The 21,985-nt window shown below is 58.2% G+C and carries 23 protein-coding genes, 1 tRNA gene and 2 pseudogenes; 17 read left to right on the top strand and 9 right to left on the bottom strand.

What is annotated here, in order from left to right; genetic code table 11:
- The first annotated feature begins 4 nt into the window (after positions 1–4).
- The 13 genes from ACVTFQ_RS08175 to ACVTFQ_RS08115 all read left to right on the top strand — a co-directional run bounded on the left by ACVTFQ_RS08175 (position 5) and on the right by ACVTFQ_RS08115 (position 9,136).
- Positions 5–1,027, top strand: a complete 1,023-nt coding sequence (locus tag ACVTFQ_RS08175; protein ID WP_470423766.1) for a hypothetical protein — start codon at positions 5–7, stop codon at positions 1,025–1,027.
- Positions 1,027–1,572, top strand: a complete 546-nt coding sequence (locus tag ACVTFQ_RS08170) for a hypothetical protein (protein WP_470423765.1) — start codon at positions 1,027–1,029, stop codon at positions 1,570–1,572. The genes ACVTFQ_RS08175 and ACVTFQ_RS08170 overlap by 1 nt, the downstream gene beginning before the upstream one ends.
- 11 nt (positions 1,573–1,583) lie before the next feature.
- The gene (locus ACVTFQ_RS08165) at positions 1,584–1,823 is read left to right on the top strand and encodes a hypothetical protein (protein ID WP_470423764.1); all 240 of its coding nucleotides are present in this window, start codon (positions 1,584–1,586) and stop codon (positions 1,821–1,823) included.
- A complete protein-coding gene (locus ACVTFQ_RS08160) occupies positions 1,823–2,044 on the top strand; it encodes a hypothetical protein (protein WP_470423763.1) in 222 nt (73 codons plus the stop codon). Before ACVTFQ_RS08165 ends, ACVTFQ_RS08160 begins: the two co-directional genes overlap by 1 nt.
- 123 nt (positions 2,045–2,167) lie before the next feature.
- Complete coding sequence (gene terL / locus ACVTFQ_RS08155; RefSeq protein WP_470423762.1) at positions 2,168–3,853, top strand: phage terminase large subunit; 1,686 nt, start codon at positions 2,168–2,170, stop codon at positions 3,851–3,853.
- A 234-nt stretch (positions 3,854–4,087) separates the two neighbouring features.
- Complete coding sequence (locus tag ACVTFQ_RS08150) at positions 4,088–4,504, top strand: hypothetical protein (protein ID WP_470423761.1); 417 nt, start codon at positions 4,088–4,090, stop codon at positions 4,502–4,504.
- Positions 4,505–4,575: 71 nt separating this feature from the next.
- Complete coding sequence (locus tag ACVTFQ_RS08145) at positions 4,576–5,457, top strand: hypothetical protein (protein WP_470423760.1); 882 nt, start codon at positions 4,576–4,578, stop codon at positions 5,455–5,457.
- A 172-nt stretch (positions 5,458–5,629) separates the two neighbouring features.
- Positions 5,630–6,280 (top strand): hypothetical protein, encoded by a 651-nt coding sequence (locus tag ACVTFQ_RS08140; RefSeq protein WP_470423759.1) that lies wholly within the window; start codon positions 5,630–5,632, stop codon positions 6,278–6,280.
- Positions 6,281–6,548: 268 nt separating this feature from the next.
- Positions 6,549–6,701 (top strand): hypothetical protein, encoded by a 153-nt coding sequence (locus ACVTFQ_RS08135; RefSeq protein WP_470423758.1) that lies wholly within the window; start codon positions 6,549–6,551, stop codon positions 6,699–6,701.
- Between the two features lie 336 nt (positions 6,702–7,037).
- Positions 7,038–7,316, top strand: coding sequence for a hypothetical protein (locus ACVTFQ_RS08130; RefSeq protein WP_470423757.1), 279 nt, complete (start codon positions 7,038–7,040; stop codon positions 7,314–7,316).
- Between the two features lie 339 nt (positions 7,317–7,655).
- Positions 7,656–7,784, top strand: a complete 129-nt coding sequence (locus ACVTFQ_RS08125) for a hypothetical protein (protein WP_470423756.1) — start codon at positions 7,656–7,658, stop codon at positions 7,782–7,784.
- Positions 7,784–8,068 (top strand): hypothetical protein, encoded by a 285-nt coding sequence (locus ACVTFQ_RS08120; RefSeq protein WP_470423755.1) that lies wholly within the window; start codon positions 7,784–7,786, stop codon positions 8,066–8,068. The genes ACVTFQ_RS08125 and ACVTFQ_RS08120 overlap by 1 nt, the downstream gene beginning before the upstream one ends.
- Positions 8,069–8,761: 693 nt before the next feature.
- Entirely contained in the window at positions 8,762–9,136 is a 375-nt protein-coding gene (locus tag ACVTFQ_RS08115) for a MarR family winged helix-turn-helix transcriptional regulator (protein WP_470423754.1), read from the top strand.
- Here the strand turns inward: ACVTFQ_RS08115 and ACVTFQ_RS08110 are convergent.
- A tRNA-Leu gene (locus ACVTFQ_RS08110) sits at positions 9,137–9,221 on the bottom strand.
- A 78-nt stretch (positions 9,222–9,299) separates the two neighbouring features.
- On the opposite strand from ACVTFQ_RS08110, the gene ACVTFQ_RS08105 reads away from it, so the two are divergent.
- Positions 9,300–10,253: a tyrosine-type recombinase/integrase gene (locus tag ACVTFQ_RS08105; RefSeq protein WP_470423753.1), complete on the top strand. Its 954-nt coding sequence runs from the start codon at positions 9,300–9,302 to the stop codon at positions 10,251–10,253.
- 351 nt (positions 10,254–10,604) lie between these two features.
- On the top strand, positions 10,605–12,083 hold the full coding sequence (gene tig, locus ACVTFQ_RS08100) for a trigger factor (protein WP_113177515.1): 1,479 nt from the start codon (positions 10,605–10,607) through the stop codon (positions 12,081–12,083).
- Between the two features lie 82 nt (positions 12,084–12,165).
- Here the strand turns inward: tig and ACVTFQ_RS08095 are convergent, their stop codons facing one another.
- The 6 genes from ACVTFQ_RS08095 to ACVTFQ_RS08070 form a co-directional block, all read right to left on the bottom strand.
- The gene (locus ACVTFQ_RS08095; RefSeq protein WP_181459286.1) at positions 12,166–13,947 is read right to left on the bottom strand and encodes a B12-binding domain-containing radical SAM protein; all 1,782 of its coding nucleotides are present in this window, start codon (positions 13,945–13,947) and stop codon (positions 12,166–12,168) included.
- Between the two features lie 187 nt (positions 13,948–14,134).
- Complete coding sequence (sthA, locus tag ACVTFQ_RS08090; protein ID WP_111563607.1) at positions 14,135–15,541, bottom strand: Si-specific NAD(P)(+) transhydrogenase; 1,407 nt, start codon at positions 15,539–15,541, stop codon at positions 14,135–14,137.
- A 246-nt stretch (positions 15,542–15,787) separates the two neighbouring features.
- Complete coding sequence (gene radC, locus ACVTFQ_RS08085) at positions 15,788–16,597, bottom strand: RadC family protein (RefSeq protein ID WP_111563608.1); 810 nt, start codon at positions 16,595–16,597, stop codon at positions 15,788–15,790.
- Between the two features lie 7 nt (positions 16,598–16,604).
- Positions 16,605–17,441 (bottom strand): type I methionyl aminopeptidase, encoded by an 837-nt coding sequence (map, locus tag ACVTFQ_RS08080; protein WP_018900055.1) that lies wholly within the window; start codon positions 17,439–17,441, stop codon positions 16,605–16,607.
- Positions 17,442–17,660: 219 nt separating this feature from the next.
- Positions 17,661–17,873: a cold-shock protein gene (locus tag ACVTFQ_RS08075; protein ID WP_018900054.1), complete on the bottom strand. Its 213-nt coding sequence runs from the start codon at positions 17,871–17,873 to the stop codon at positions 17,661–17,663.
- A 470-nt stretch (positions 17,874–18,343) separates the two neighbouring features.
- On the bottom strand, positions 18,344–18,547 hold the full coding sequence (locus ACVTFQ_RS08070; RefSeq protein WP_111563609.1) for a hypothetical protein: 204 nt from the start codon (positions 18,545–18,547) through the stop codon (positions 18,344–18,346).
- A gap of 284 nt (positions 18,548–18,831) precedes the next feature.
- Between ACVTFQ_RS08070 and ACVTFQ_RS08065 the strand changes: the two are divergent.
- A pseudogene (locus tag ACVTFQ_RS08065) lies at positions 18,832–19,191 on the top strand (transposase); the annotation flags it as partial.
- A gap of 223 nt (positions 19,192–19,414) precedes the next feature.
- On the opposite strand, the gene ACVTFQ_RS08060 reads toward ACVTFQ_RS08065, so the two are convergent.
- Positions 19,415–20,434, bottom strand: a complete 1,020-nt coding sequence (locus ACVTFQ_RS08060; protein WP_470423752.1) for an IS110 family RNA-guided transposase — start codon at positions 20,432–20,434, stop codon at positions 19,415–19,417.
- 66 nt (positions 20,435–20,500) lie between these two features.
- Here ACVTFQ_RS08060 and ACVTFQ_RS08055 point away from each other — a divergent pair.
- Positions 20,501–21,373, top strand: a pseudogene (locus tag ACVTFQ_RS08055) (IS3-like element IS1312 family transposase); the annotation flags it as partial.
- 13 nt (positions 21,374–21,386) lie between these two features.
- Here ACVTFQ_RS08055 and ACVTFQ_RS08050 read toward each other — a convergent pair.
- A complete protein-coding gene (locus tag ACVTFQ_RS08050; RefSeq protein ID WP_470423751.1) occupies positions 21,387–21,770 on the bottom strand; it encodes a hypothetical protein in 384 nt (127 codons plus the stop codon).
- Positions 21,771–21,985: the final 215 nt, after the last annotated feature.

Genomic DNA, 21,985 nt, shown 5'->3' with positions numbered 1-21,985 from the left:
CGCGATGACACTCAACGTCAAAAACGCTGGCTCTTGGGCGAAGGTCAACAACCTCTTCTACAATCAGTCGGCCCAGTGGGTCGCAGTCCAGAAGGCCTTCATCAAGAGTGGAGGCGTATGGGCGCAGGCGTTTGCCGCTGAGGTGGTCGTAACGATCACCGCGAACACCAACAACGTCAACATCCAGAGCCTCTTCTCCGCTGCGGACTGGTCCTCGACCAAGAAGAAGCGCGTCATCATCCCGGCCAACGTGATCGTCGGCAGTACCAGTGCCGCCACTGCCTCCTTGTCCACTGGCACTGGCCGTGGCGGTCTCCTGCAGATCGACAACTACGGTGCGATCAATGGGGCCGGTGGAGCCGCTAACAGCGGGACCGGTGGCAACGCGATCAATGTCCAGCAATTGGACCTCCTCATCAACAACTACGGCTACATCCGTGGCGGTGGTGGGGGAGGCGGTATCGGCGGGACCGGGGGCACGGGTGGCCAAGGCTACTACGTTGCAACCGATGGCCCGCGATATTCCCCCGGCTCATACTCCTGGGTCTATGACGGCGCGTCGAAGGTCCAGTGGGGCGGCTCGGGCTACATATTCAACGTAAACGGGAACCTCTCCTCCTACAGCTTTGGCGGCTACCTCTACGTCAGGGGAACGCTCAGACAGACCGGCTTCTACGAAGTCTCCCGTCAGTGGAACGTCTACACGGGCGGTGCTGGTGGTGGAGCGGGCGGTACTGGCGGTCTCGGCCAAGGCTCCAACCAAGCCCGAACGAACGGCCTTGGAGGCGCTGGTGGCGGCAACAACGGGGGCAACTCCGGTGTGGGCGGTACTGGTGGCACTGGCGGCAACGGCGGTGACTGGGGTCAGCCAGGAACAGCGGGCAACACAGGCGCGACCGGCAACACAGGCAACTACACGGGCGGCTCTGCAGGGGCCGGTGGTGGCGGTGGCGGTGCGGCTGGCAAGGCCATCACGGGCTTGGCCCGAACTCTCAACAATCTCGGCACAATTCTAGGAGCGACCTAATGGACGCTAAGTACACTATCACTGCGCTCAACGTGGATGAGGCGACCAGCTCCATCCGGTTGATCCACTATACGTCTGAGCTTACGGCCCCCCAGTTTCCGGGGGTGTGGTGGCTCCACGGTGGCGTCGTCGCGCCGATTGTCTCCCTCGCAGATGACACGTCTGTGGACACGATGATCTCGGTCGTGAAGGGCCTCGTGGCCTTCCAGTATCCCCAGCTCGAAGCCATGGCGCTTCAGCAGCTCGAAATGGATTACATCCAGAAGACCACGAAGGTCATCTCAAAGGTTCCTGAGGTGCTGTCGTCGCTGACCTCCCGCAGGTTCTGGCTGGCCGCGCTTGAGATCGGCATCACCAAAGAAAGCCTCTCGGTCACCATCGACGGCATGAACCTGCCCACGCTCGATGCCCAGCGCATGAAGACCGAGCTGATGGAGGCGACAGAGTTCGAGCGCGACAACCCCGTGCTGATCGCTCTCGTCTCCTACCTCAACATCCCGCAGGCTCAGTTCGACACTCTGTGGCGCTGGGCAATGGACCTGTAATGGAAACCCCAATGAACACCGAAGTCGTCCTCCTGATCGGCAAGGTCGAGGGCAAGGTAGACACGCTCATCAGTTTGAACTCGGCGACCGCTGCGCGTGTCGATCAGCTCGAACAGCGCGTGTCGGCGGGGGAGGTGGAGATCGCCTCCCTCAAGGCTAAGGCCACGACCAATCAATCCGTCATCACCAACATCACCGCATTCCTGGCCCTGATCGTCGCTGCGATCTCGGCATACGTGAGCTACAAGTAATGGACCTGAAACAAATCCTTGCACTGCTCCATGAGGAAATGGCCCAGAAGCTCCTTGATAAAGTCAGGGGTGGGGAAGTGACTGCCGCTGAGCTGAACGTAGCTCGCCAGTTCCTCAAGGACAACAACATCGACTCCACACCCAAGGAAGGCACCCCTCTGGCGAACCTCGTCGAGGAACTTCCATTCACGGGTGACGACGATCGTCCCTCCTACAATTAAACCCAACGCAGCCCTAGCAGGCTGATCCAGCACGAGCTTCAGTGACCCCTTGGCTACTACCATAGCCGGGAGCGCTGGAGCGCGTCTGTGAGCCTGTGCGGCCATATATCCACGGGTGGATTAATGACTGAACAACTGAAGGCAGGGACGCATCTAAGTCCCGCCATCGACCCCCTGAAGAAGGACTTTCGAAACTTCCTCTTCGTGGTGTGGAAGCACCTCAACCTTCCAGTCCCGACAGCCGTTCAATACGACATTGGTGGCTACCTCCAGCTCGGCCCCAAGCGTTGCGTGATCGAGGCCTTCCGAGGCGTGGGCAAGTCCTACGTTACCTCGGCCTTCGTGGTCTGGCTTCTCTACTGCAACCCGCAGCTCAACATCCTCGTGGTCTCTGCCTCGAAGGATCGCTCCGACCAGTTCTCGACGTTCACCAAGCGCCTGATCGCGGACATGCCCATCCTCGCCCATCTGCGCCCCCAGCCGGGGCAGCGCGATTCCATGGTGGCGTTCGATGTAGGCCCAGCCCGCAACTCTCACTCTCCCTCCGTCAAGTCCGTAGGTATCACCGGCCAGCTCGCTGGTTCCCGTGCTGACATCATCATCGCGGATGACGTTGAGGTTCCCAACAACTCCATGACCCAGCTCCAGCGCGACCAGCTCTCGGAGCGCGTGAAGGAGTTCGACGCTATTCTGAAGCCGCTCCCTACGAGCCGCATCATCTACCTCGGCACCCCTCAGACCGAGATGAGCCTCTACAATAGGCTGCCCGAACGTGGCTATGAAATCCGCATCTGGCCTGCCCGAGTGCCTGCCGACCCTGAGCGCTATCAGGGACGCCTCTCCAAGTTCGTCATGGACATGCTCGACAAGGGCGCTAAGGCCCGCCAGCCGGTGGACCCTGAACGCTTCCAAGAGCAAGACCTGATCGAGCGTGAGGCTTCCTACGCCCGCTCTGGCTTCGCGCTGCAGTTCATGCTCGACACCTCGCTGTCTGACCAGGACAAATATCCCCTCAAGCTCTCCGACCTCATCGTGTCGTCCCTCGACCCCCGCATGGCCCCGTCCAAGTTGGTCTGGTGCAACGACCCCGAGAAGGTGATCTCCGATCTCCCGTCAGTCGGCCTTCAGGGTGACCGTCTCTACCGCCCCATGTGGACGGCCAATGAGATGGCTGATTACTCTGGCGCTGTCATGGCGATCGACCCCTCCGGTAAGGGCGGTGACGAGACGGCCTACGCCATCGTCAAGGTCCTTCACGGCAACCTCTTCTTGGTCGCCTCAGGTGGCTTCAAGGAAGGCTATTCCGAGAACACCCTCAAGTCCCTCGCAATGCTGGGCAAGACCCACAACGTGAACCGCGTGATCGTCGAAGCCAACTTCGGTGACGGCATGTTCACCCAGCTCCTCAAGCCGGTGTTCACTCGTGTTCATCCGGTCACCATTGAGGAGGTCAAGCACTCCACCCAGAAGGAGCGCCGTATCTGCGACGTTCTGGAGCCGGTCATGAACCAGCACCGTCTGATCGTGGATGGCAACGTCATCAAGCGTGACCACGAGGCTGAGCCTCACCGTCAGCTCTTCTACCAGCTCACCCGCATCACCCGTGATCGCGGTGCCCTGATCAACGACGACCGTCTCGATGCTCTCGCTATCGCTGTGACCTACTGGGTCGAGCATATGGCCCGAGACACCGAGAAGGCTGCTGACGACCACAAGGCAGCGATGCTCGAAGCCGAGCTGAGGAACTTCGCAGACAACGTGTTCGGACGCTCCAATGAAGACACGCTGAGGTGGTTCAGCATCGGCTGAAGACCAACCTAGAATTTCCACGCACTTTAGAAGAGAGACAAAGGGATAAAGGATGAGGAGAGGGGACTGATGAAAAAGAGTTCCCTCTCCGAATGATCTTTATGATGGATGGAGGTGATGAGAACCCCCATCCACCAACTCCCAATCCCCAGATGAAACCCTAAGGTAACCTATAGGGGGATTGAAGGGGGAAGAGCGGTTGTGTATCGCTGTTACCTCAATCTGGGGGACTGCATGAAATTCCTACTCAAGACCATCTCCATCGCCTCGCTGGTGGCCCTCACAGGCTGCGTGACGAGCGAAGACATCCACTCGGGTGTGAACACCTTCAAGGGCCAGAGCTACAAGGCTGCTTTCGCTCAGCTCGGGTTCCCCGATGCCGAGAACAAGATCGCTGGCCATACGGTTTATACGTGGGGCAACCAGAACTCTGGCAGCTACTCGGTGCCGACATATCAGACCGCCACGACCTACGTGAATGGCCAAGCCATCACCACCAACATCCAAGGTTCGCGGACTGAGAGCTACAACTACGAATGCAGGCTCTCGCTCATCGTGAACAGCGCCGGCATCGTGGTAGACACCAAGGTGGAAGGCAACCTCGGAGGCTGTGAGCGCTACGCCCGGTTCGCCCCGAAGAAGAAAGTCTGATCTCTTCCAGTTCGCGCCCACCCGTTGAAATCGCTGTCGCTCATTCAACGGGTGTCAATATGGGTAAACCGATGCTTCCCAAAGTTCCTCATATAAGAAATCCATTAACCGTAGTCGCCGTCTTCGCTGCTTTTGCAGAGGTGAGTGGTACTGCTGTTCTGCCCCTTCTCGAAAGAGACGTACAGCACGTTTACGTCTGGTTTCTTATGCTGTTTCCAACGTTGCTGATCCTGCTCTTCTTCGCAACATTAAATTGGAATCATACGGTTCTCTATGCTCCTTCTGACTACCGAAACGAAGACAACTTCGCTCGGTTCTCTAAGGCATCGCTTATCGCAATATCTCTCAAAGGCGATGCTGAGACAGCCGAGCAGAACGTGCCACTTGATGGTCCCAGTGAGATCGCGTCAACCGTTGATGAGGGTACACAGACTGCGTGGCTTCCTGACCCCACCGCATCGATGAAACCTTTAGAACCTCAACCAAATTTACCCCAACCAGAAGGGGACGCCATCGGGGGGACTGTCCAACTTTCGACTGATGCAATGCGATTGAGGGCGAGGGTCGCATCTGACCTCGGGCTCAGTATGTTGGAACGGAAGAACGGCGTCTTCTATTACCGCGACCTATCGATTGCTGATCGCCCTCAATTGGTATTCGACGGCATTCAGAAACTCGACAGAGGGATGACTGTTGTCGAAGTGAAGTACAATCATAAGGGTCGGCTTCCAACGCCATTTATCAAAAATACGTTTGACCGAGTTCAGGAGCTTTACGATTTCCTTGCTCCAGACGCGAGGAGCCCTTTCAAATTCATCATGATGTACGTTATCGGTGACGATGCGGACGAGAAGCGGGCCAAGATGTTGGAATTGCAGACGGCGCGGGTTAGCGACGACTACCCGTTCAAGTGCGAGATTGTTGTCCAACGCTGGTCAAGCCTACTTCCCTAGGGGCCAAATATCCTGGTAAAAAAATGTCTGAGGTCAAATCAGATATAAGGAAGTCCGCGTTCCCCCCGTGGCCCCCTCAAATCTTCCTCGACGACCCTTCCGGCCACCGCTGGTGACACATCGGCATGCCACACGCTGGCTAAGCCATTGATATCATTACATGTTGCACTAGATGATTGATCTGAAGATGGCACATAAGCTGCCCTTGGCGCTGCCTCATTGGGTGGCCGTGCGAATGTTGTTCACGTTCGTTTCTTCTGGGGTGATAATGTCTTTTCGAAAATCGCTATCGGCTCTTTACACCGCTGAATTTCTCTCACACACTTTTATTACAGACCAACACCCATTGAGAGACAACCCATTGGAAAACCTACCGTTTGACAGCCTTTACAAATTCCTCGTGGCCGCTGGATTGACCATTACGGTCGCCAGTTCGGGGGCGCTTCTCTATGAGGAGAAGACCATCGCAATGAATAAAGCCGAGCAGGCGGCTAAGGGAGACCTACAGGATACCCACCTGAGGCTTAACAGTGGCCGAATAGAGGAGTTGAAGAAGTCAGGGGCGTCAGGTGCTGCAGTCATCCAAGAGGTCGAGCAGATCATGAAGGATAACGACAAATGGATTGGAGAGATGGACATTTCCATCGTCGAGAACGCTAAGATTGCAGCGCAAGAGGCAGTCTATAACAATCGCTTTTGGCCGCTGGTCGGTGGTTCAGTCGGGGGCGGTGCGCTGCTGGTGTCTGCGCTAGTTCTCTGGTTCTTCAAGCTCCAGCGTCACATTGACAGGCAGGCGCGGCGAGGTCGCATCCCTTCAGCGTGACACAAGCCTAGCCATCGCATCCACTGGTGAATAAAATAAAACGAGGCATCATCAATGGCTTAGGCTGTTGATGATGCCTTTTTTGGTATCTACCTCTTTACAATGCATCCACCTATCCATACATTCCAGCTCACCGAAGCGGAGACGCCGAGGGGCAAGGGCAGGGCGCTCTTGGGTTCTTTGACAATCAAATAGGTACGGGGCTGACGCTGTCCCGCTGATGAGGCCAAGCCATGGCCGAAACCATCCACCAATCCATGGAGTTACCATGAACACTCAAATTCTTGAGAACGCTGCGATCTACGCCAACGCCTACCGCTCCAACTTCGAGCGCAAGGGAATGGCAGTCGATAAGGCCACGCTAAGAGGCCACATCACGCGGCTCTTTGGAGCGACCTACGCGGCAGTGCTGGTGCAGTGAAGCCGCGCCCTAACCTATCCACCAATCCATTGAAGCGGGGCGTCACAGTCCCGCTCAAGTCCACCATTGAGGGCAGCCTAAGCGCTGCCTTGAGTGGTGCGCTTGCTGGTCATGATGAATGGCCTTGGAAATGCCCGCACTCGGAAGCCTCGACGATACAGGGGCACCGCTGGAGGATTAGCCATGATTACATGGTCGATCACCCTTCGCTGGAAAATGAAAAAGGCCACGGTGCGCCTCACCGTGACCCTATTCCTAACCATCTAGCGATGGGGCGGGAGGCTTTCGGGCTTCCCGCTTCAGCATCCTAATCAATCTAGCAAAGGATGCAAGCAAATGGCCGTAGCAATTAAAACCAAGTTCCTCGGTGCCACCAACTACCGAGGCAGCCGCGTGAAGGCCACAGTCATGTACAACTGGGGAGACAGCAGCGAGCGGGGCAGCATCACGCTCAACTGGGACCACGCCAAGGATAGCGAAGGAAACCATGCGGCAGCCGCTGAGGCCCTTGCAAAGTCCCTCGAATGGGATGGTGAGTGGCACATCGCAGACGGCGGTGATTGCTACATCTGGGTGAGAGCAGGGGAATTCTCCAAGCGCTTCACTGTGTCCTGATCTAACCACCCGTGAATACGAATGCCGAAACTGGTCGCCTCTCGGTGGCCGGTCGCGGGGCTTGGCATGCGCCCGCCTGACGATGGCTGCCACAGCGAAGGGAATACGCATGAGACTTCATCCGATTGACCGAATGGCGATGGCCGCAATCGAGGGGCGTGACCTAATCAGCGAGTACGGGCGGAACTACGGGCGACCGGCGAGCCGCAACCAGCTTGCCGCGCAGCCAATGAGGGCCGACGCACTGTGACAAAAAAGCCAAGGAAGTATCACACCCTAATCGCGCTCATAGATGGCCGCTGGGGTGTCCAGTTCGGGGCATACGAGCGGGGAGACGTGATGGCCGAACGTGCGGCCTACATCGAGAACCACGAGGCCAAGGCTAAGGAGCTGAAGGTGATCACCACTGAGGACACTCAGAAGGATATCAACGCGGCTGTTGCCAAGCTCAACGGGGAGGGCGCGTGATGGACAACTCAATCTTGTTCAACTGCTGCACAAATGCCCAGGCACCTGACTGGACCCACTTCGACGCTTTGGAGCTGGGCGGCTGCTGTATGGACGCCGACGATGATGGTCACGTTAACGGTGGCATGGATCGCGAAGAGGCCGAGTTCTTCACCGTCTACGGCCACCTGAAGGAAGGCGGGTGCGAAGCTATCACCGACTGGCACGGTAGTTTTGAGGAAGCTGTGGGCACCGCTGAGGAGCTTTCTAGGCTCTCTGGTCTTCAGCTTCACATCGTCTGCTAAAATGTGACATCACAACCACCTGACGAGGCCGGAAGGCCGAAACCTAAGGAGCCAACAAGTACCCCTTGGTACGGCTCCTGACGGTCGTGGTTTATCCACACATATCCACAGGGAAGCCCCTGAGAGACCCTCAGGATCGCCCGTAGAGCATGATTAAGTGTCTCTTTTGACTTCGCTTTCGGCAATGAATGCCCGCTTACTGTCACCATGTTTGGGTGATGACGATTTCAATGTTTTGCATGGCTGGTTTGCGCCAAATGCATATCCACGTAGGATGATATTCCTATATCCTTACCGGAATGTAATGTTAAACCAGCGTCTTGCAGCACTCATCCATCATGACAGAACGACAACTTTATCGGACGACCCATTCGCAGGTGAATTATTTACCGCTTGATAACGAATCGGTCGTCGGGGTATTAGCCACGCTGTCCGGTGATGGGAACAGGACGCGAACGGTGAGCGAGGGTAAATAGGTGCGCTACTTTAAAAAAACCAAACGATTTGAGATATATATCGAGTTTCACCGCTCGCGTATCTTGGATCGATTTTTCGATTATCGGGTCGAGGACGGCAACCACGAATGGTGGGTAGGTCGCCTCTACGTTACCTTGTTTGTTGATCAAACCTAACCACCGGTGTATGGGTTTTCCCACTCCCGGGGATGGGGGTGTTTGAAAAGGGAAAACTCACATGGCCACCACAATTCTTTTCTCCCGCATATCTGCGGCGCTAAGCGAAGTTTTAAAGGTGCAGGAGGGTCGATCATTGATGTCGATCCAGACTTTGCAGGTCTTTCTATCTGTGGCCGCAAAGGAAGGCGTTACAGCCTCTGAGATACGCAGGACGACAGGAATTGCTCAGCCCACAGTCAGTCGCGCTTTAGGCGACCTAGGCGAATGGGCACAGAAGAAAAATGTCGAGGGATTGAAGCTGATAATCACCGAGCGTGATCCAAACGATGCGCGCAACGTGCTTTGCTTCCTGACCCCTAAAGGCAAGATGTTAGCTACTCGCATAGAGCAGCTAATGGGTGCCGGGAATGTTTCGGTAGACGATGCTCCCTAATGGTGCCCAGTGAGGGACTCGAACCCCCACGCCTCTCAGCGCTTGGACCTAAACCAAGTGCGTCTACCAATTCCGCCAACTGGGCAACGAAAGGAGCAATGAGGTGCCAGTTAAAGCACGCGGAGCCTCTTGGCAAGCCGCTGTCTCTCACAAAGGGACGCGAGTGAGAAAGGACTTCCCAACCAAACTCGAAGCAGAGATTTGGGAAGCCGAGACTAAAGCGGCCTTGCTTTCGGGCAAGGACATCGGCGCTAAGCCGGTCGAGACCGTCTTCACCCTGCAGCAGCTCTTCGATCTCGTGGCTGACACGCGATGGAAGGGAACGAAGGGGGAAAAGACTGCTCGCATCAACGGGCAGCATGTGGTGGACATCGTGGGGCCGCAGCGGGACGTGAAGACGCTCTGCTACGAAGACACGCTGAAGATCAAGCAGGAGGTCACCAAGTGGGGACGCTCCGACGCGACGATCAACCGCAAGCTGGCTGCCTTCTCAACGTTGGCTAAGGAAGCTTTTGACATGGGCAAGCTGCCCAAGCTGTTCAAGATCGGCCTAACCAAGGAACGTAAGACGCGTATTCGGTTCTATACCGATGCGGAGATCAAGCTCATGCTCGACTGGTGTGTCGAATTGGGCGAGGAGGAGCTGCGGGACTACATCATCATATCGCTGGACACTGGCTTCCGTCAGGGCGAGGTGCTGAAGATCACCAAGAGAGACGCCGATAGCGCTGACCTCTGGACCTACGACACCAAGGCCAATAACAACCGCGATGTGCCGCTAACAGCCAGGGCGAAAGAAGTCCTCGTAAGGAGGGCTAAGCCGCTCAACGATCCAGACGCGAAGCTCTTCAAAGAGAAGCCCGCTTGGTATCGTGACCACTGGAAGCAGATGCAGTCCGACCTGTCGATGACCGATGACCGCAACTACGTGCCACACGTCTTGAGGCACACGTTTGTGACCAACATGCTCAAACACACCGACATCAGAACGGTACAGGAGTTGGCGGGCCACAAGCGCATCGAGACGACCCAGCGGTATGCTCATACATCAGCCGAGCGCAAGCGCCTTGCAATCAGCCGGATGTCAGAGTATCAGGAGCCGCGCGTTGGGGCGTGACACATGACACAATGTGGCATTTCCCGGTGACACACGGGTAAAAGATAGACTTAATGCCACACCGAAAACCCAGCGTTTGCAGGGGTTTTCACCGGAAGTATAGATCGCGAAGTAGATTTAGGTTCTGGTGCCGCAAGGCGTGGGAGTTCAAGTCTCTCTACCCGCACCAAAGCTGGCTTGCAGGCGAGGGACCGAAAACGGTGCCCCTCGATTGCCCGGAGCCAAGCGCCGTTCCGCTCACGCAGAACGAAGAAGAATTGAGAACAAGCCACGCCCGGCACTTTCCGGCGTCGTGCTCATCGAAACGAACGGCGTCTGGGCACGGCCGCCACGAATTGAAGGTAGGAAGACATGCAGGTTATCGAAACGCTCGCTGAAGGGCTGAAGCGCGAAATCAAGGTCGTTATCCCGGCCAAGGACATGGAAACCAGGATGAACGAGCGTCTTGCCGACGTGAAGGACAAGGTCCGGATCAACGGCTTCCGTCCGGGCAAGGTTCCGGCCGCTCACCTCAAGAAGGTTTACGGCAAGTCCATCATGGCCGACCTCGTCAACGAGATCGTCCGCGAACAGCCGACCTCCATTCTCGCCGAGCGCGGCGAAAAGTCCGCCACGCAGCCTGAAATCGCGATGACGGAAGACAAGGACGAAGCAGAACTGATCCTGTCGGCTCAGAAGGATTTCGAGTTCACGCTCTCCTACGAAGTTCTGCCCCCGATCGAACTGAAGTCCGTCAAGGGCGTCAAGATCACCCGCGAAGTCGTTGATATCTCCGACGAGGAAGTCAACGAGCAGGTTCTCAAGGTCGCTGAAAGCGCCCGTTCCTACGAGACCAAGAAGGGCAAGGCCGCAGACGGCGACCGCATCACCATGGACTACGTCGGCAAGGTCGACGGCGTTGCCTTCGAAGGCGGCACCGACCAGGGCGCCGAACTCGTTCTCGGCTCGGGCCGTTTCATCCCCGGCTTCGAAGAACAGCTCGTCGGCACCAAGGCTGGCGACGAAAAGACCATCAACGTCACGTTCCCGGCTGACTACCCGGCCAAGAACCTCGCTGGCGCTGAAGCCACCTTCGACGTTACCGTCAAGGATGTTGCTGCTCCTGCCGACGTTGAAATCAACGACGAACTGGCTCAGAAGCTCGGCCTGGAATCGGCTGACCGTCTGAAGGAAATCGTTCGCGGCCAGATCGAATCGCAGTACGGCTCGATGACCCGTCAGAAGGTCAAGCGTCAGATCCTCGACCAGCTCGACGAGATGTACAAGTTCGAGACCCCGGCTTCGCTCGTCGACGCCGAGTACAACGGCATCTGGAACCAGGTTGCCAACGACCTCGCACAGTCCGGCAAGACCTTCGAAGACGAAGACACGACGGAAGAGCAGGCTCGCGAAGAGTACAAGAAGCTCGCTGAGCGCCGCGTCCGCCTCGGCCTCGTTCTCTCCGAAATCGGCGAAAAGGCCGGCGTCGAAGTGAGCGAAGACGAAATGCAGCGCGCCATCTATGAGCAGCTGCGTCAGTATCCGGGCCAGGAAAAGCAGATCCTCGAATTCTTCCGCAGCCAGCCGGGTGCGGCCGCTTCGATCCGCGCGCCGATCTTCGAAGAGAAGGTCATCGACCATCTGCTGACCGAACTCGACGTCACCGACAGGAAGGTTACCAAGGAAGAGCTGCTCGCCGACGAAGAAGGCGAAGGCTCCGAGAAGGAAGCCAAGAAGGCCGCTCCGAAGAAGAAGGCTGCTGCCAAGGCTGAAGCCGCTGAAGGCGAAGAAGCTGCTCCGAAGAAGAAGGCCGCTCCGAAGAAGAAGGCTTCCGAGGAAGGCGCCGAGTAATCTCCGGCCAATCGATCCAACGAAAAACCCCGCTTCAAGCGGGGTTTTTTGTGCTCAAAATTTGAGGTCAGACAACGTCTGCTCAGCCCGCCCGATGGGCGTGCGTCAGTTCGTTGACCTTCTTGATATGCGAGACCGCCGCCTGTCCGCCCGCCGTCTTGGTGAAGAGCTCCAGCGTCTCGTCCTCGTGGTCACCAACAGGTGTCAACGCCTGGTCCATATAGGTCTTGGCATTCTTGTCGCGTGAAATCATGAAGGCGGTGACCGCCAGCCGCGCGATCGTGCCGCCGAGCTTCAGATGCTTGGCGATCGTCTCGCCGATGAAGCGCGGCCAGAAGACCAGCGCGCTCTCGCGTGGCAGGTCGGGCCGGCGCTCCGAGGGATGCTTCAGGCGCAGCAGCCCGCTCTGCAGCGGATGCACGTTTTCGAGCGGCACGGTTGTCGCGAACGACACCAGCACCTTGACCAGCCGCGCCAACGGCACGCCCGTCGCCACCGCCCGGCGCAGCAGCGTCTTCATATGCTCCGGCGAATAATACAGCGACCAGGCTTCCTGGTAGATGCTCTCCCATTCCTGCTTGCTCATCTTCGGATGGTCGGTGCAGACATGCTCGACATCGTAGATGTTGAGATCGGGATCCATCGCCACGCCCTTGCGGAACAGCGTCTGGTGATCTTCGGAGCCGGGCAGCGGGGTCAGCACGAAGAACTCGATCACGTCGAGCGGCAGCTCGTGCTGGATGATCGCGATATCCCGGCGGATCGACTCCGGCGTATCAGCCGGGAAGCCAAGAATGTAGCCGGCTAATGTCATGATGCCCTGCGCCTTCCAGGCGAGAAGCATCTTGCGATATTCGGTGATCTTGTTCTGGTTCTTCTTCGCCGCCGTCAGGTTGTCGGGATTGACGTTTTCCAGCCCGATGAACACGCGGGTGACGCCGGCGCGCTTCGATTTCTCGATGAAATTGGGGATCTTGTGGCACAGCGTATCGACCTGGATCATCAGGCCAAGCGGAATGCCATCCTTTTCACGCAGCTCGATCAGCCGGTCGAAGATCGCTTCCCAATCCTTGTTGCGGGCGAAGTTGTCGTCGGTGATGAAGAACTTGTGGATGCCCTGTGCCCAGTTCATCCGCACCAGCTTCTCAACATCATCGGCGGTGCGGAAGCGCGACTTGCGGCCCTGCACGTTGATGATGGTGCAGAAGGAACACTGGTAGGGACAGCCGCGCCCGGCATCGAAGCTGGTGCTTAAGCCCAGCGTCTGCGCGACATTGACCTTCGGCAGGAACGGAACCGCCGCACCCTCGATGCTTGGCAGGTCGTTCATGAAATTGTAGAGCGGCGCCAGCGCACCGGATGCCGCGTCCTGCAGCACCTTGTCCAGTCGCCCCTCGACTTCGCCGGCGAACATCGAGATGCCCATCTCGCGGCATTCGTCGAGGCCCACGGCGTGGCCGTCGAGCATCGAGAGACAGCCGGAAACGTGAAAGCCGCCCATCGCAACAGGAATACCGGCATCGCGGAAGGGCCGGGCGATATCGAGCGCACGCGGATACTGGTTCGATTGCACGCCGACCAGCGCGACCATGCCGAAATTGCCGTTGGCCTTCAGCTGCCGCAGCAATGCTGAGGTGTTCACCCGCGTATTGGTCTCGTCGATAACGGTGATGTCGATGCCGATACCGGGTCCGAGCACCCGCCGCTCGGCGCAATCGGCGGCAATACCATAGAGCGCCGCCAGCGAATTGGACGGGATCATCGCCCGCCACCAGCGGATGACATAGCCATCGTCGTCGTAGTGCGACGGCTTGATGAGGATGAGCTGGAAATTCCGGTCAGTCGTCTCGGATTGTTCGCGCACGGTCACTCGCTGATTAGAGAGTCCCCCAGTGACATGAACGCTATCAGACGCAGCCGATTATACAAGCTGCGCCTATTACGAGGTTGTCAGGCGTCGAAACGCCTTCGTGGAGCCAGTGAACAAACGGGTTGATGTGCTTGATTGTGCTTGCGGCCACGGCGGATGCGCGTGGCGCCAAGCGAAAAGCTCAGAGCTCCGACTTGATATCGCCCATCCGGTTCCAGGCATCGAGGCCGGCGATCTTGTAGGCTTCGGCGAGAGTCGGGTAGTTGAACGTGTTCTCGACGAAATACTCGACCGTTCCCTTGAGGTTCAGCACCGCCTGGCCGATATGCACAAGCTCCGTCGCACCTTCACCGACGATGTGGACGCCGAGCAGGCGGCGCGTCTTGAGAGAGAAGATAAGCTTCAGGAGACCGGTATCGAGGCCCATGATATGGCCGCGCGAGGTCTCGCGGAAACGGGCGATGCCGCATTCATAGGGAATGCCGCGCTCCTTCATCTCTTCCTCCGTCAGACCGCAGGTCGAAATTTCCGGTACGGCATAGATCCCGTATGGGAAGTATTTCGGCGGCTCCTTGGCAACCGCGCCGACAGCGACACGCGCCGCGATGCGGCCCTGTTCCATCGAGGTGGACGCGAGGCTCGGGAAGCCGACCACGTCGCCGGCAGCGTAAATGCCGGGCACCGATGTCTCGAACGTCTCGGGATTGACCTTGAGGCGGCCACGGCTGTCGGCCTCGAGGCCCGCCGCCTTCAGGTTCAGCGCATCGGTGGCGCCCATGCGGCCGGCGGCGAACAGAACCATGTCTGTCACCAGTCGGCGACCGTTGTCGAGAATGAGCTCGACCTTGCCGTCATCGAGCTTGGTGACCTTCTCCGCCTTGGTGCCGAGCATGATCTTCATGTTGCGGTCGCGCAGCTGGTAGGTGAAGTCCTCGACGATTTCCTTGTCGATGAAATCGAGCATCGTCGACTTCGGATCGATCAGCGTAACGGCGGTATCGAGCGCGCTGAAGATCGTCGCATATTCGATGCCGATGACGCCGGCGCCGATGACGACCATGGAGCGCGGCAGTTCCTCGATATCGAGCAGTTCGTCGCTATCGAGCACCGTTCTGTTGTCGAAGGGGATATAGTCTGGACGGAACGGCTTGGTGCCGACCGCAAGCAGGATGCTGGCGGCCGATACCCGCATGACTTCGCCGTCGTCCTTGACGATCTCGAGCGTCGAGGCATCGACGAAGCTCGCCTTGCCGCGCAGGTGCTGCACGCGGTTACGCGCGAACTGGTGCTCCAGCACCTCCACTTCATGGTCGAGCGTGATCAGCAGGCGGCGGCGCAGGTCCTCGGCGCTGATCTCCTGCTTGACCCGGTAGGCCTTGCCGTAGAAGCCGCGCTCGCGCCAGCCGGAGAGATTGAGCGCCGTCTCGCGCAAGGTTTTCGAGGGGATGGTGCCGGTATGAACGGAAACGCCGCCGACGCGCTTGCCCTGCTCGATGACGAGCACCTTCTTGCCGAGCTTGGCGGCCTGGATAGCACCACGGCGACCGGCCGGGCCGCTCCCCACAACAACGAGATCGTATTGAAACATGGAAGCGGGCCCCGGTTGAAAAGCTGGAATCATATTGCGACGCAAAATGGCGCGTTCACAGGTATCCGGTCAATGTTGCAGATTGATTTACGGCCGAATATTAGGAATGAGCGAGACGAAATAAGGGCGGCGGTGTCGGTGCTGCGGGATGGTACGCCATAGAGGCGGCCATCGACGATGAGAAATAACAGGTGTCTCGAGTATAGCGGATCCGACCTGCGCGGGGAAAATCCACGGCCGGCGTTTTCAGATCAGCCGCAGCCCCTTGAGGCTGGCATGGCCATCCTTGCCGATGATGATGTGGTCATGCACCGTGATCCCGAGCGGCTTGGCTGTGTCGATGATCATCTTGGTCATGTCGATATCGGCGCGCGACGGCGTAGGGTCGCCGGACGGGTGGTTATGCACCAGAATGATCGCGGTGGCCGAAAGCTCCAGCGCGCGGCGCACCACTTCGCGCGGATAGACAGGCGTGTGGTCGACCGTGCCATGCCCCTGGACTTCGTCGGCGATCAGCGCGTTGCGCTTGTCGAGGAACAGGATCCGGAATTGTTCGCGCGTCTCATGCGCCATGGCGGCGTGGCAGTATTCGATGACAGACGACCACGACGACAGCACCTGCTTGCCGCGCAGTTCGCTCTTCAGCGTCCGGTGCGCGATGGTCGAGATCAGCTTCAGGTCGAGCGCTACGGCTTCACCAACGCCCTTCACCTCCTGCAGCAGCGCGATCGGCGCGCCGAAGACGGCGGCGAGCGAGCCGAAGCGATCGAGCAGCGCCTTGGCGATCGGCTTGGTATCGCGGCGCGGGATCAGCCGGAACAGCATCAGCTCCAGCATCTCGTAATCGGCAAGCGCGGTATCGCCGTGATCGCGGAAGCGCTGGCGAAGCCGCTCGCGATGGCCGTGGTAATGTTCTTCCTTGGCCGGCGAGGGCCGAAGCGCTGCGGGCTTGCTGGCCTGCTCGGCGAAAAAGGACCGCTCGTCCATGCCATCGTCCTCATCCGCCGCGAAAGGCAGCTCCAGGTCTTCGGAATGGGAAACCGGTCCTTTTGCCATCAGCGGCTCATTTTGTGAGGGGTGGCAGGCCCGGGCGGTCGAGCCCGCCGGGCGACAGCGTGAAGATCTCGCAGCCATCGGCGGTGACGCCGACCGTGTGCTCGTATTGCGCCGACAGCGACCGGTCGCGGGTAACGGCGGTCCAGCCATCAGCCAAGACCTTCACATGCGGCCGGCCGAGGTTGATCATCGGCTCGATGGTGAAGATCATGCCCTCGCGCAGCTCCGGCCCTTCGCTGGCGCGGCCGTAATGCAGGATATTCGGGCTGTCGTGAAACAGCGCGCCGACCCCATGGCCGCAGAAATCGCGCACGACGGAGCAACGCTCGGCCTCGGCATAAGTCTGGATCGCCTCGCCGATGGCGCCGGTTCGGGCACCGGGGCGCACGGCGGCGATCCCGCGCATCAGCGATTCATAGGTCACCTCAAGCAGCCGCTCGGCCGCGCGCTTGACGGTGCCGACGGTGTACATGCGGCTGGAATCGCCATGCCAGCCATCGACCACATAGGTGACGTCGATATTGACAATGTCTCCCTCGCGCAGCGGCTTGGCATCCGGGATGCCGTGGCACACGACATGGTTGATCGAGGTGCAGGTGGATTTCGTATAGCCGCGGTAATTGAGCGTCGCCGGAACAGCGCCATTCTCAAGCCCGAAATCGAAGACGAAGCGATCGATCGCATCGGTCGTGACACCCGGCTTGACGATATCGTCAAGCGCGTCGAGACACCGGGCGGTGACCTGGCACGCCTTGCGCATGCCCGCGAAGGCATCGGCGCCGTAGAGCCTGATGGCGCCGGTATTCTTGGATGGCGCGGAGGAGGCTTCGATATAGTTTACCATTGCGGGGGCCTTAGCGGAAATTGTCGTCATTCATAATGCAGCTATGCCGGGTTCGTCCATTGCGATCAATGGGGGAGGCGCATTTAAGCTATCACGCCTTCATCGCACGCTGCCATCCCATTGGCACCCGATCCAGCCGCCCGGCACCAGTAGGCCGGAAAACGAAAACGGCGCCCTTGCGGAGCGCCGTTCGCAGTTCTGCCGAGGCAGAAACCAGTATTAGTTGGCCGAAATGTTGACGGCCTTCGGGCCCTTGCCCATGCGATCCGGCTCGGTGTCGAAGGTAACCTGCTGGCCTTCGCGGAGCGACTGGATGCCGGAAGCCTGGAGAGCGGAGATGTGAACGAATACGTCCTTCGCACCGCCATCAGGAGTGATGAAACCAAAACCCTTGTCCTGGTTGAAGAATTTTACGACGCCTTTGGTGGCCATTGGGATAGGTCCTTTTCCCTGTAGTCTGTCTGGTATCCATCCCCCCGAAAGGAAATGGACGGCTTTCACTTTCGCGCTCCCTCATCTTAACTCAGAACGCGAAGGGTCAGTCGAGTAGTTCACGAACGGGGAAAGAACGTCTACGCGCGTGAAGGTCCCCCCACGCCGCCCCTCAAAGAAGGGCTCAGCCACATCAGTCCAGTCACCGGCATGCAAATGCCCGAGTACACAATTGGTGCCAGTAAACGGAGCAAAATGCAAGCGACATTATTCTGACACCAGCCGCTCCAAAGCGGGAATGGCCAAAGATTCAAACACTTGACGATTGGTAACGCTGAGCCCCTATCGCTGATCCATTCCGGGAATGCGTACCGGAACGGCACGTTCACATCCCTAATTTGTGCGAATGCCCAACCGTTGGGCGACTGCCCGCTAAACGCGAGCGGAATTCCCGGTAGGCGCGAGTTAAATCAGCGGGCGGCGCCGGCGCTGAGTTTGTGCTGCACCATGTCGGCACTCCCACGCACATAGGAGACGGCAGGCTTGCCGGCTGCATCGGCGGCGGCGTAGGCGATGATCGTCACGTCTTCCTCATAGGTCGAGACATAGAGCACCTGGGCCGGATTGACGTAGATCGTGTGATTGTGGGTGTTCTTGAAGCCGACGAATGCCATAAAAGTCTCCTACCTGTCGCCTGGAGAGATATGCCACGCGGGCGTTGACGCAAGTTTAACGCGATGTCGGCGAGCGGGGCGCCGGGGGCGGTGGCGATCGCGATCGCATCAGGATTTGGCCTGCGCTTCCTCCTGCGGGTGCTCGAAGACCGGTGGCGCTTTCTCGGCGATAAGGGCAAGTGTCTCATCAAGGCAGGCGAGCGCCCGGGCGTCGCCTGTAATGGCCCCATAAATATCTGGACAGGATCTCCCACTTAACAAGTGTGCGAGGTAATGTGCCCATTATGACCAGTCACAGTCCTAAGATAGAAGTCCTGTCCGGCCCTGAGCGCCGCCGTCGCTGGTCGACGGCAGAGAAGCTTGCCATCATCCAGGAGACATATGAGCCGGACGCAACCGTGAGCATCGTTGCTCGACGTTATGGCATTCAGCCCAACCAGTTGTTCACCTGGCGTAAGCTTGCCACCCAAGGAGCTCTGACGGCAACTGCTGCCGAGGAAGATGTCGTTCCAGCATCCGAATATCGTGCCCTTCAGAACCAGGTCAAAGAACTACAGCGTCTGCTCGGCAAGAAGACGATGGAAGGCGAGATTCTCAAAGAGGCGCTTGAGATCGCCACCGGCCCAAAAAACGTATGGCTCGCCCCTCCGCAAGTGGTCAAATAAACAAGGCTGAACAATCTGCACCAACGTATCCGGTCTCAAGGCTGACCTTGGCCAAGATGGAGCTTCGCGCGCCCTGATCCTTCATAAACACCTCGGCGTGCGAAAGCGCGCCATTTTTTTGGTCAGGTTTTCAAGACACCGTTTAACTGTCAGGCCATCTTCCTCATTCCACCCGCAGAAGCTTTCAGGTCGTACGCGCCAATCAGGCGGCGGCCTGCTGGTAAGTCGTTCGCCGCTGCAACACTGCCCATATCACACGGGCCATTTTGGCGGCCAAAGCGACGACGACGACATTTGGATTAGCCCGAGCCAGCAATCTTCGTAGCCAAGCTCCGGTTGGAGTTTCCAATCGCGCAATATGGGGCATCGCTGCACGAGCACCATGAATTAGCATTCGCCTCAAGTAGGAGTTTCCTCGCTTGCTGATGCCGAGGAGTTTAGGTTTGCCGCCCGTCGTCATCTGTCGTGGGACCAAGCCAAGCCATGCTGCCAGATCTCGGCCTCTAGCAAAAGTTTGAGCATTGTCGATTGCGGCGACAAAGGCCGTGGCGTTCAGTGCGCCGATCCCAGGTATCGTTGACAGCCTGCGGCAGGCATCGTTGCTTTTGCTAAACATCTCGAACTCCTTATCAAACTGAGTTATGCGCCGCGTTAGATTCTGCAACTCTTCGTTCAACTCCTGAAGCAGGGTTCGAATTCTATCGCTGAGCATAAGGTCATGCGTTTCGAGGACCTTGGGCAGTCCGCTTTCGAGTTTCTGCCTACCCTGAGGTATCGTGATCCCACGCTCCAACAGAATTGCCCTGATTTGATTGGCTAACGCTGTGCGTTCGGCCACGAGACGGTCTCTGGCCCGATGTAATATTTGCATGTCGAGTTGCTCCTCAGACTTCAGCTCTACAAAGCGCATTGTCGGGCGTGTCGCCGCTTCCGCAATAGCCTCGGAGTCTCGATCATCGTTCTTTTGCGCCTTCACATATGGACGCACGTATTCCGGCGACATCAAGCGAACCTCATGGCCCCCAGCTCGAAGGAGACGACCGAGGAAATGGGCTCCACAACATGCTTCCATAGCAACGATACAGTTAGGATATTTGTCCGCTAGCTTCACAACGCCGTCACGATGGACTCTTCGTCGAAACACCACTTGCCCGGTCGCGTCGAGCCCAGTGACGCTGCAACTATTTTTACCAAGATCAACACCCATCAAAGCGATTTCCATGACCGATCCCTTTCCTAGTGACGTGCGGCATTGTGCCGGATGTTCGGTGGGCGAGCCATTCCATAAACACCTGTTGCGCTCGCTGTCATTGCCGAAGGGAAGTTCCCGATGACGGCTGTGTGCGAGACTTTTGGTGTTGCCCGGTCAAACATGGCGGAGCGAGTGAGACAGCGTCCTTCCAAAGCCCGTGGTCGGCCGCCGTTCGCGGATGATGATCTCGTCGACGAAATCAAAGCGATCATCTCCGAGATGCCAACCTATGGATACCGCCGGGTTCACGCGCTCTTACGCCGTAAAGCCCGTAACGAAAGCCGCTCATGGCCGAACGTCAAACGCGTTTATCGGGTGATGAAGGTGCATGGCCTGCTTCTCGAACGCCACACTGGAGCTATTGATAGCCGTCGCCACGATGGTCGTGTCGCTGTCGCTCAATCGAATTTGCGTTGGTGCTCGGACGGTTTCGAAATCGGCTGCGATAACAAAGAAAAGGTCCGCGTTGCCTTTGCGCTCGACTGCTGTGACCGCGAGGCAATTGCCCATGTCGCCACTACTGAAGGCATCAAAAGTGAAGATGTTCAGGACCTTGTCATCACGGCCGTCGAAAACCGCTTCGGCCGCATCAATATCCTTCCTAAGCCCATCGAATGGCTGACTGACAATGGATCCTGCTTTATTGCGTCAGACACGAGATCGTTGCTGCTGGACATCGGGATGCAGCCTCGTACGACCCCGGTCCGCAGCCCTCAGTCCAACGGAATGGCCGAAGCCTTTGTAAAGACGTTCAAGCGGGATTATGTCTCAGTCAATTCCATTCCGGACGCTAAAACTGTCATCGCCCAACTGCCATTGTGGTTCGAGCACTACAACACGCTTCACCCGCATAAAGCTTTGGGATATCGCTCACCGCGCGAGTTCTTAGACCGTCAAACAGAAATCTGATCCTGTCCGGTTTTTATGGGGCAACTCCATCGCCGGCAAGGCAATCACGGACGACCGACACCGTATGGCCGCGCAGGTCCGGCGGCAGGAGGTCAAGGAGCCGGAACATCGCGCCGTGCTCTCCATCGCGAGCATCGGCGCAGGCCATCCCGGCCCAGCCGAGATAGTCGGTGAAGCAGGGTGCGTATTCCGAGGGCAGCGTATGGACGCAGGCGAGCTTGCTTCCCTTGACGGCGATGCGCTGGCAGGCGCGAGCGCGGCGGCAGCGGCTGATCGGGCAGGTTAAGACCGGCATGGACAGCATCTCCGATGTCCTCGCCGCCAGCGCAACGATCAGCTCGAGACCGAGGCGGTCCTTAAGGTCCTTGCCGGGATTATCATGAGGGTGCTGCGGCATTGCGGTCCTCTTCGGCTCCGGCGCGCGGCAAGGCCGTCACGCGGCTGGTTTCACCCGTGGTTTGCTGGTTCAGGCTTCACTCGGACGGGGCGCTGGAAATCACCTCGATTGAGTAAAAAATATGGTGCCTTCCAGCACCCCGTTCAGCGGTTTATGAACGCAACTCCGGTCTCTCTGCCTTCTCGCCCAACTTCGCGACGAGACCATGTGTGCCT

The sequence above is a fragment of the Rhizobium sp. O111 genome, assembly GCF_055616315.1.
This window is presented reverse-complemented; position numbering and strand designations above follow the sequence as displayed.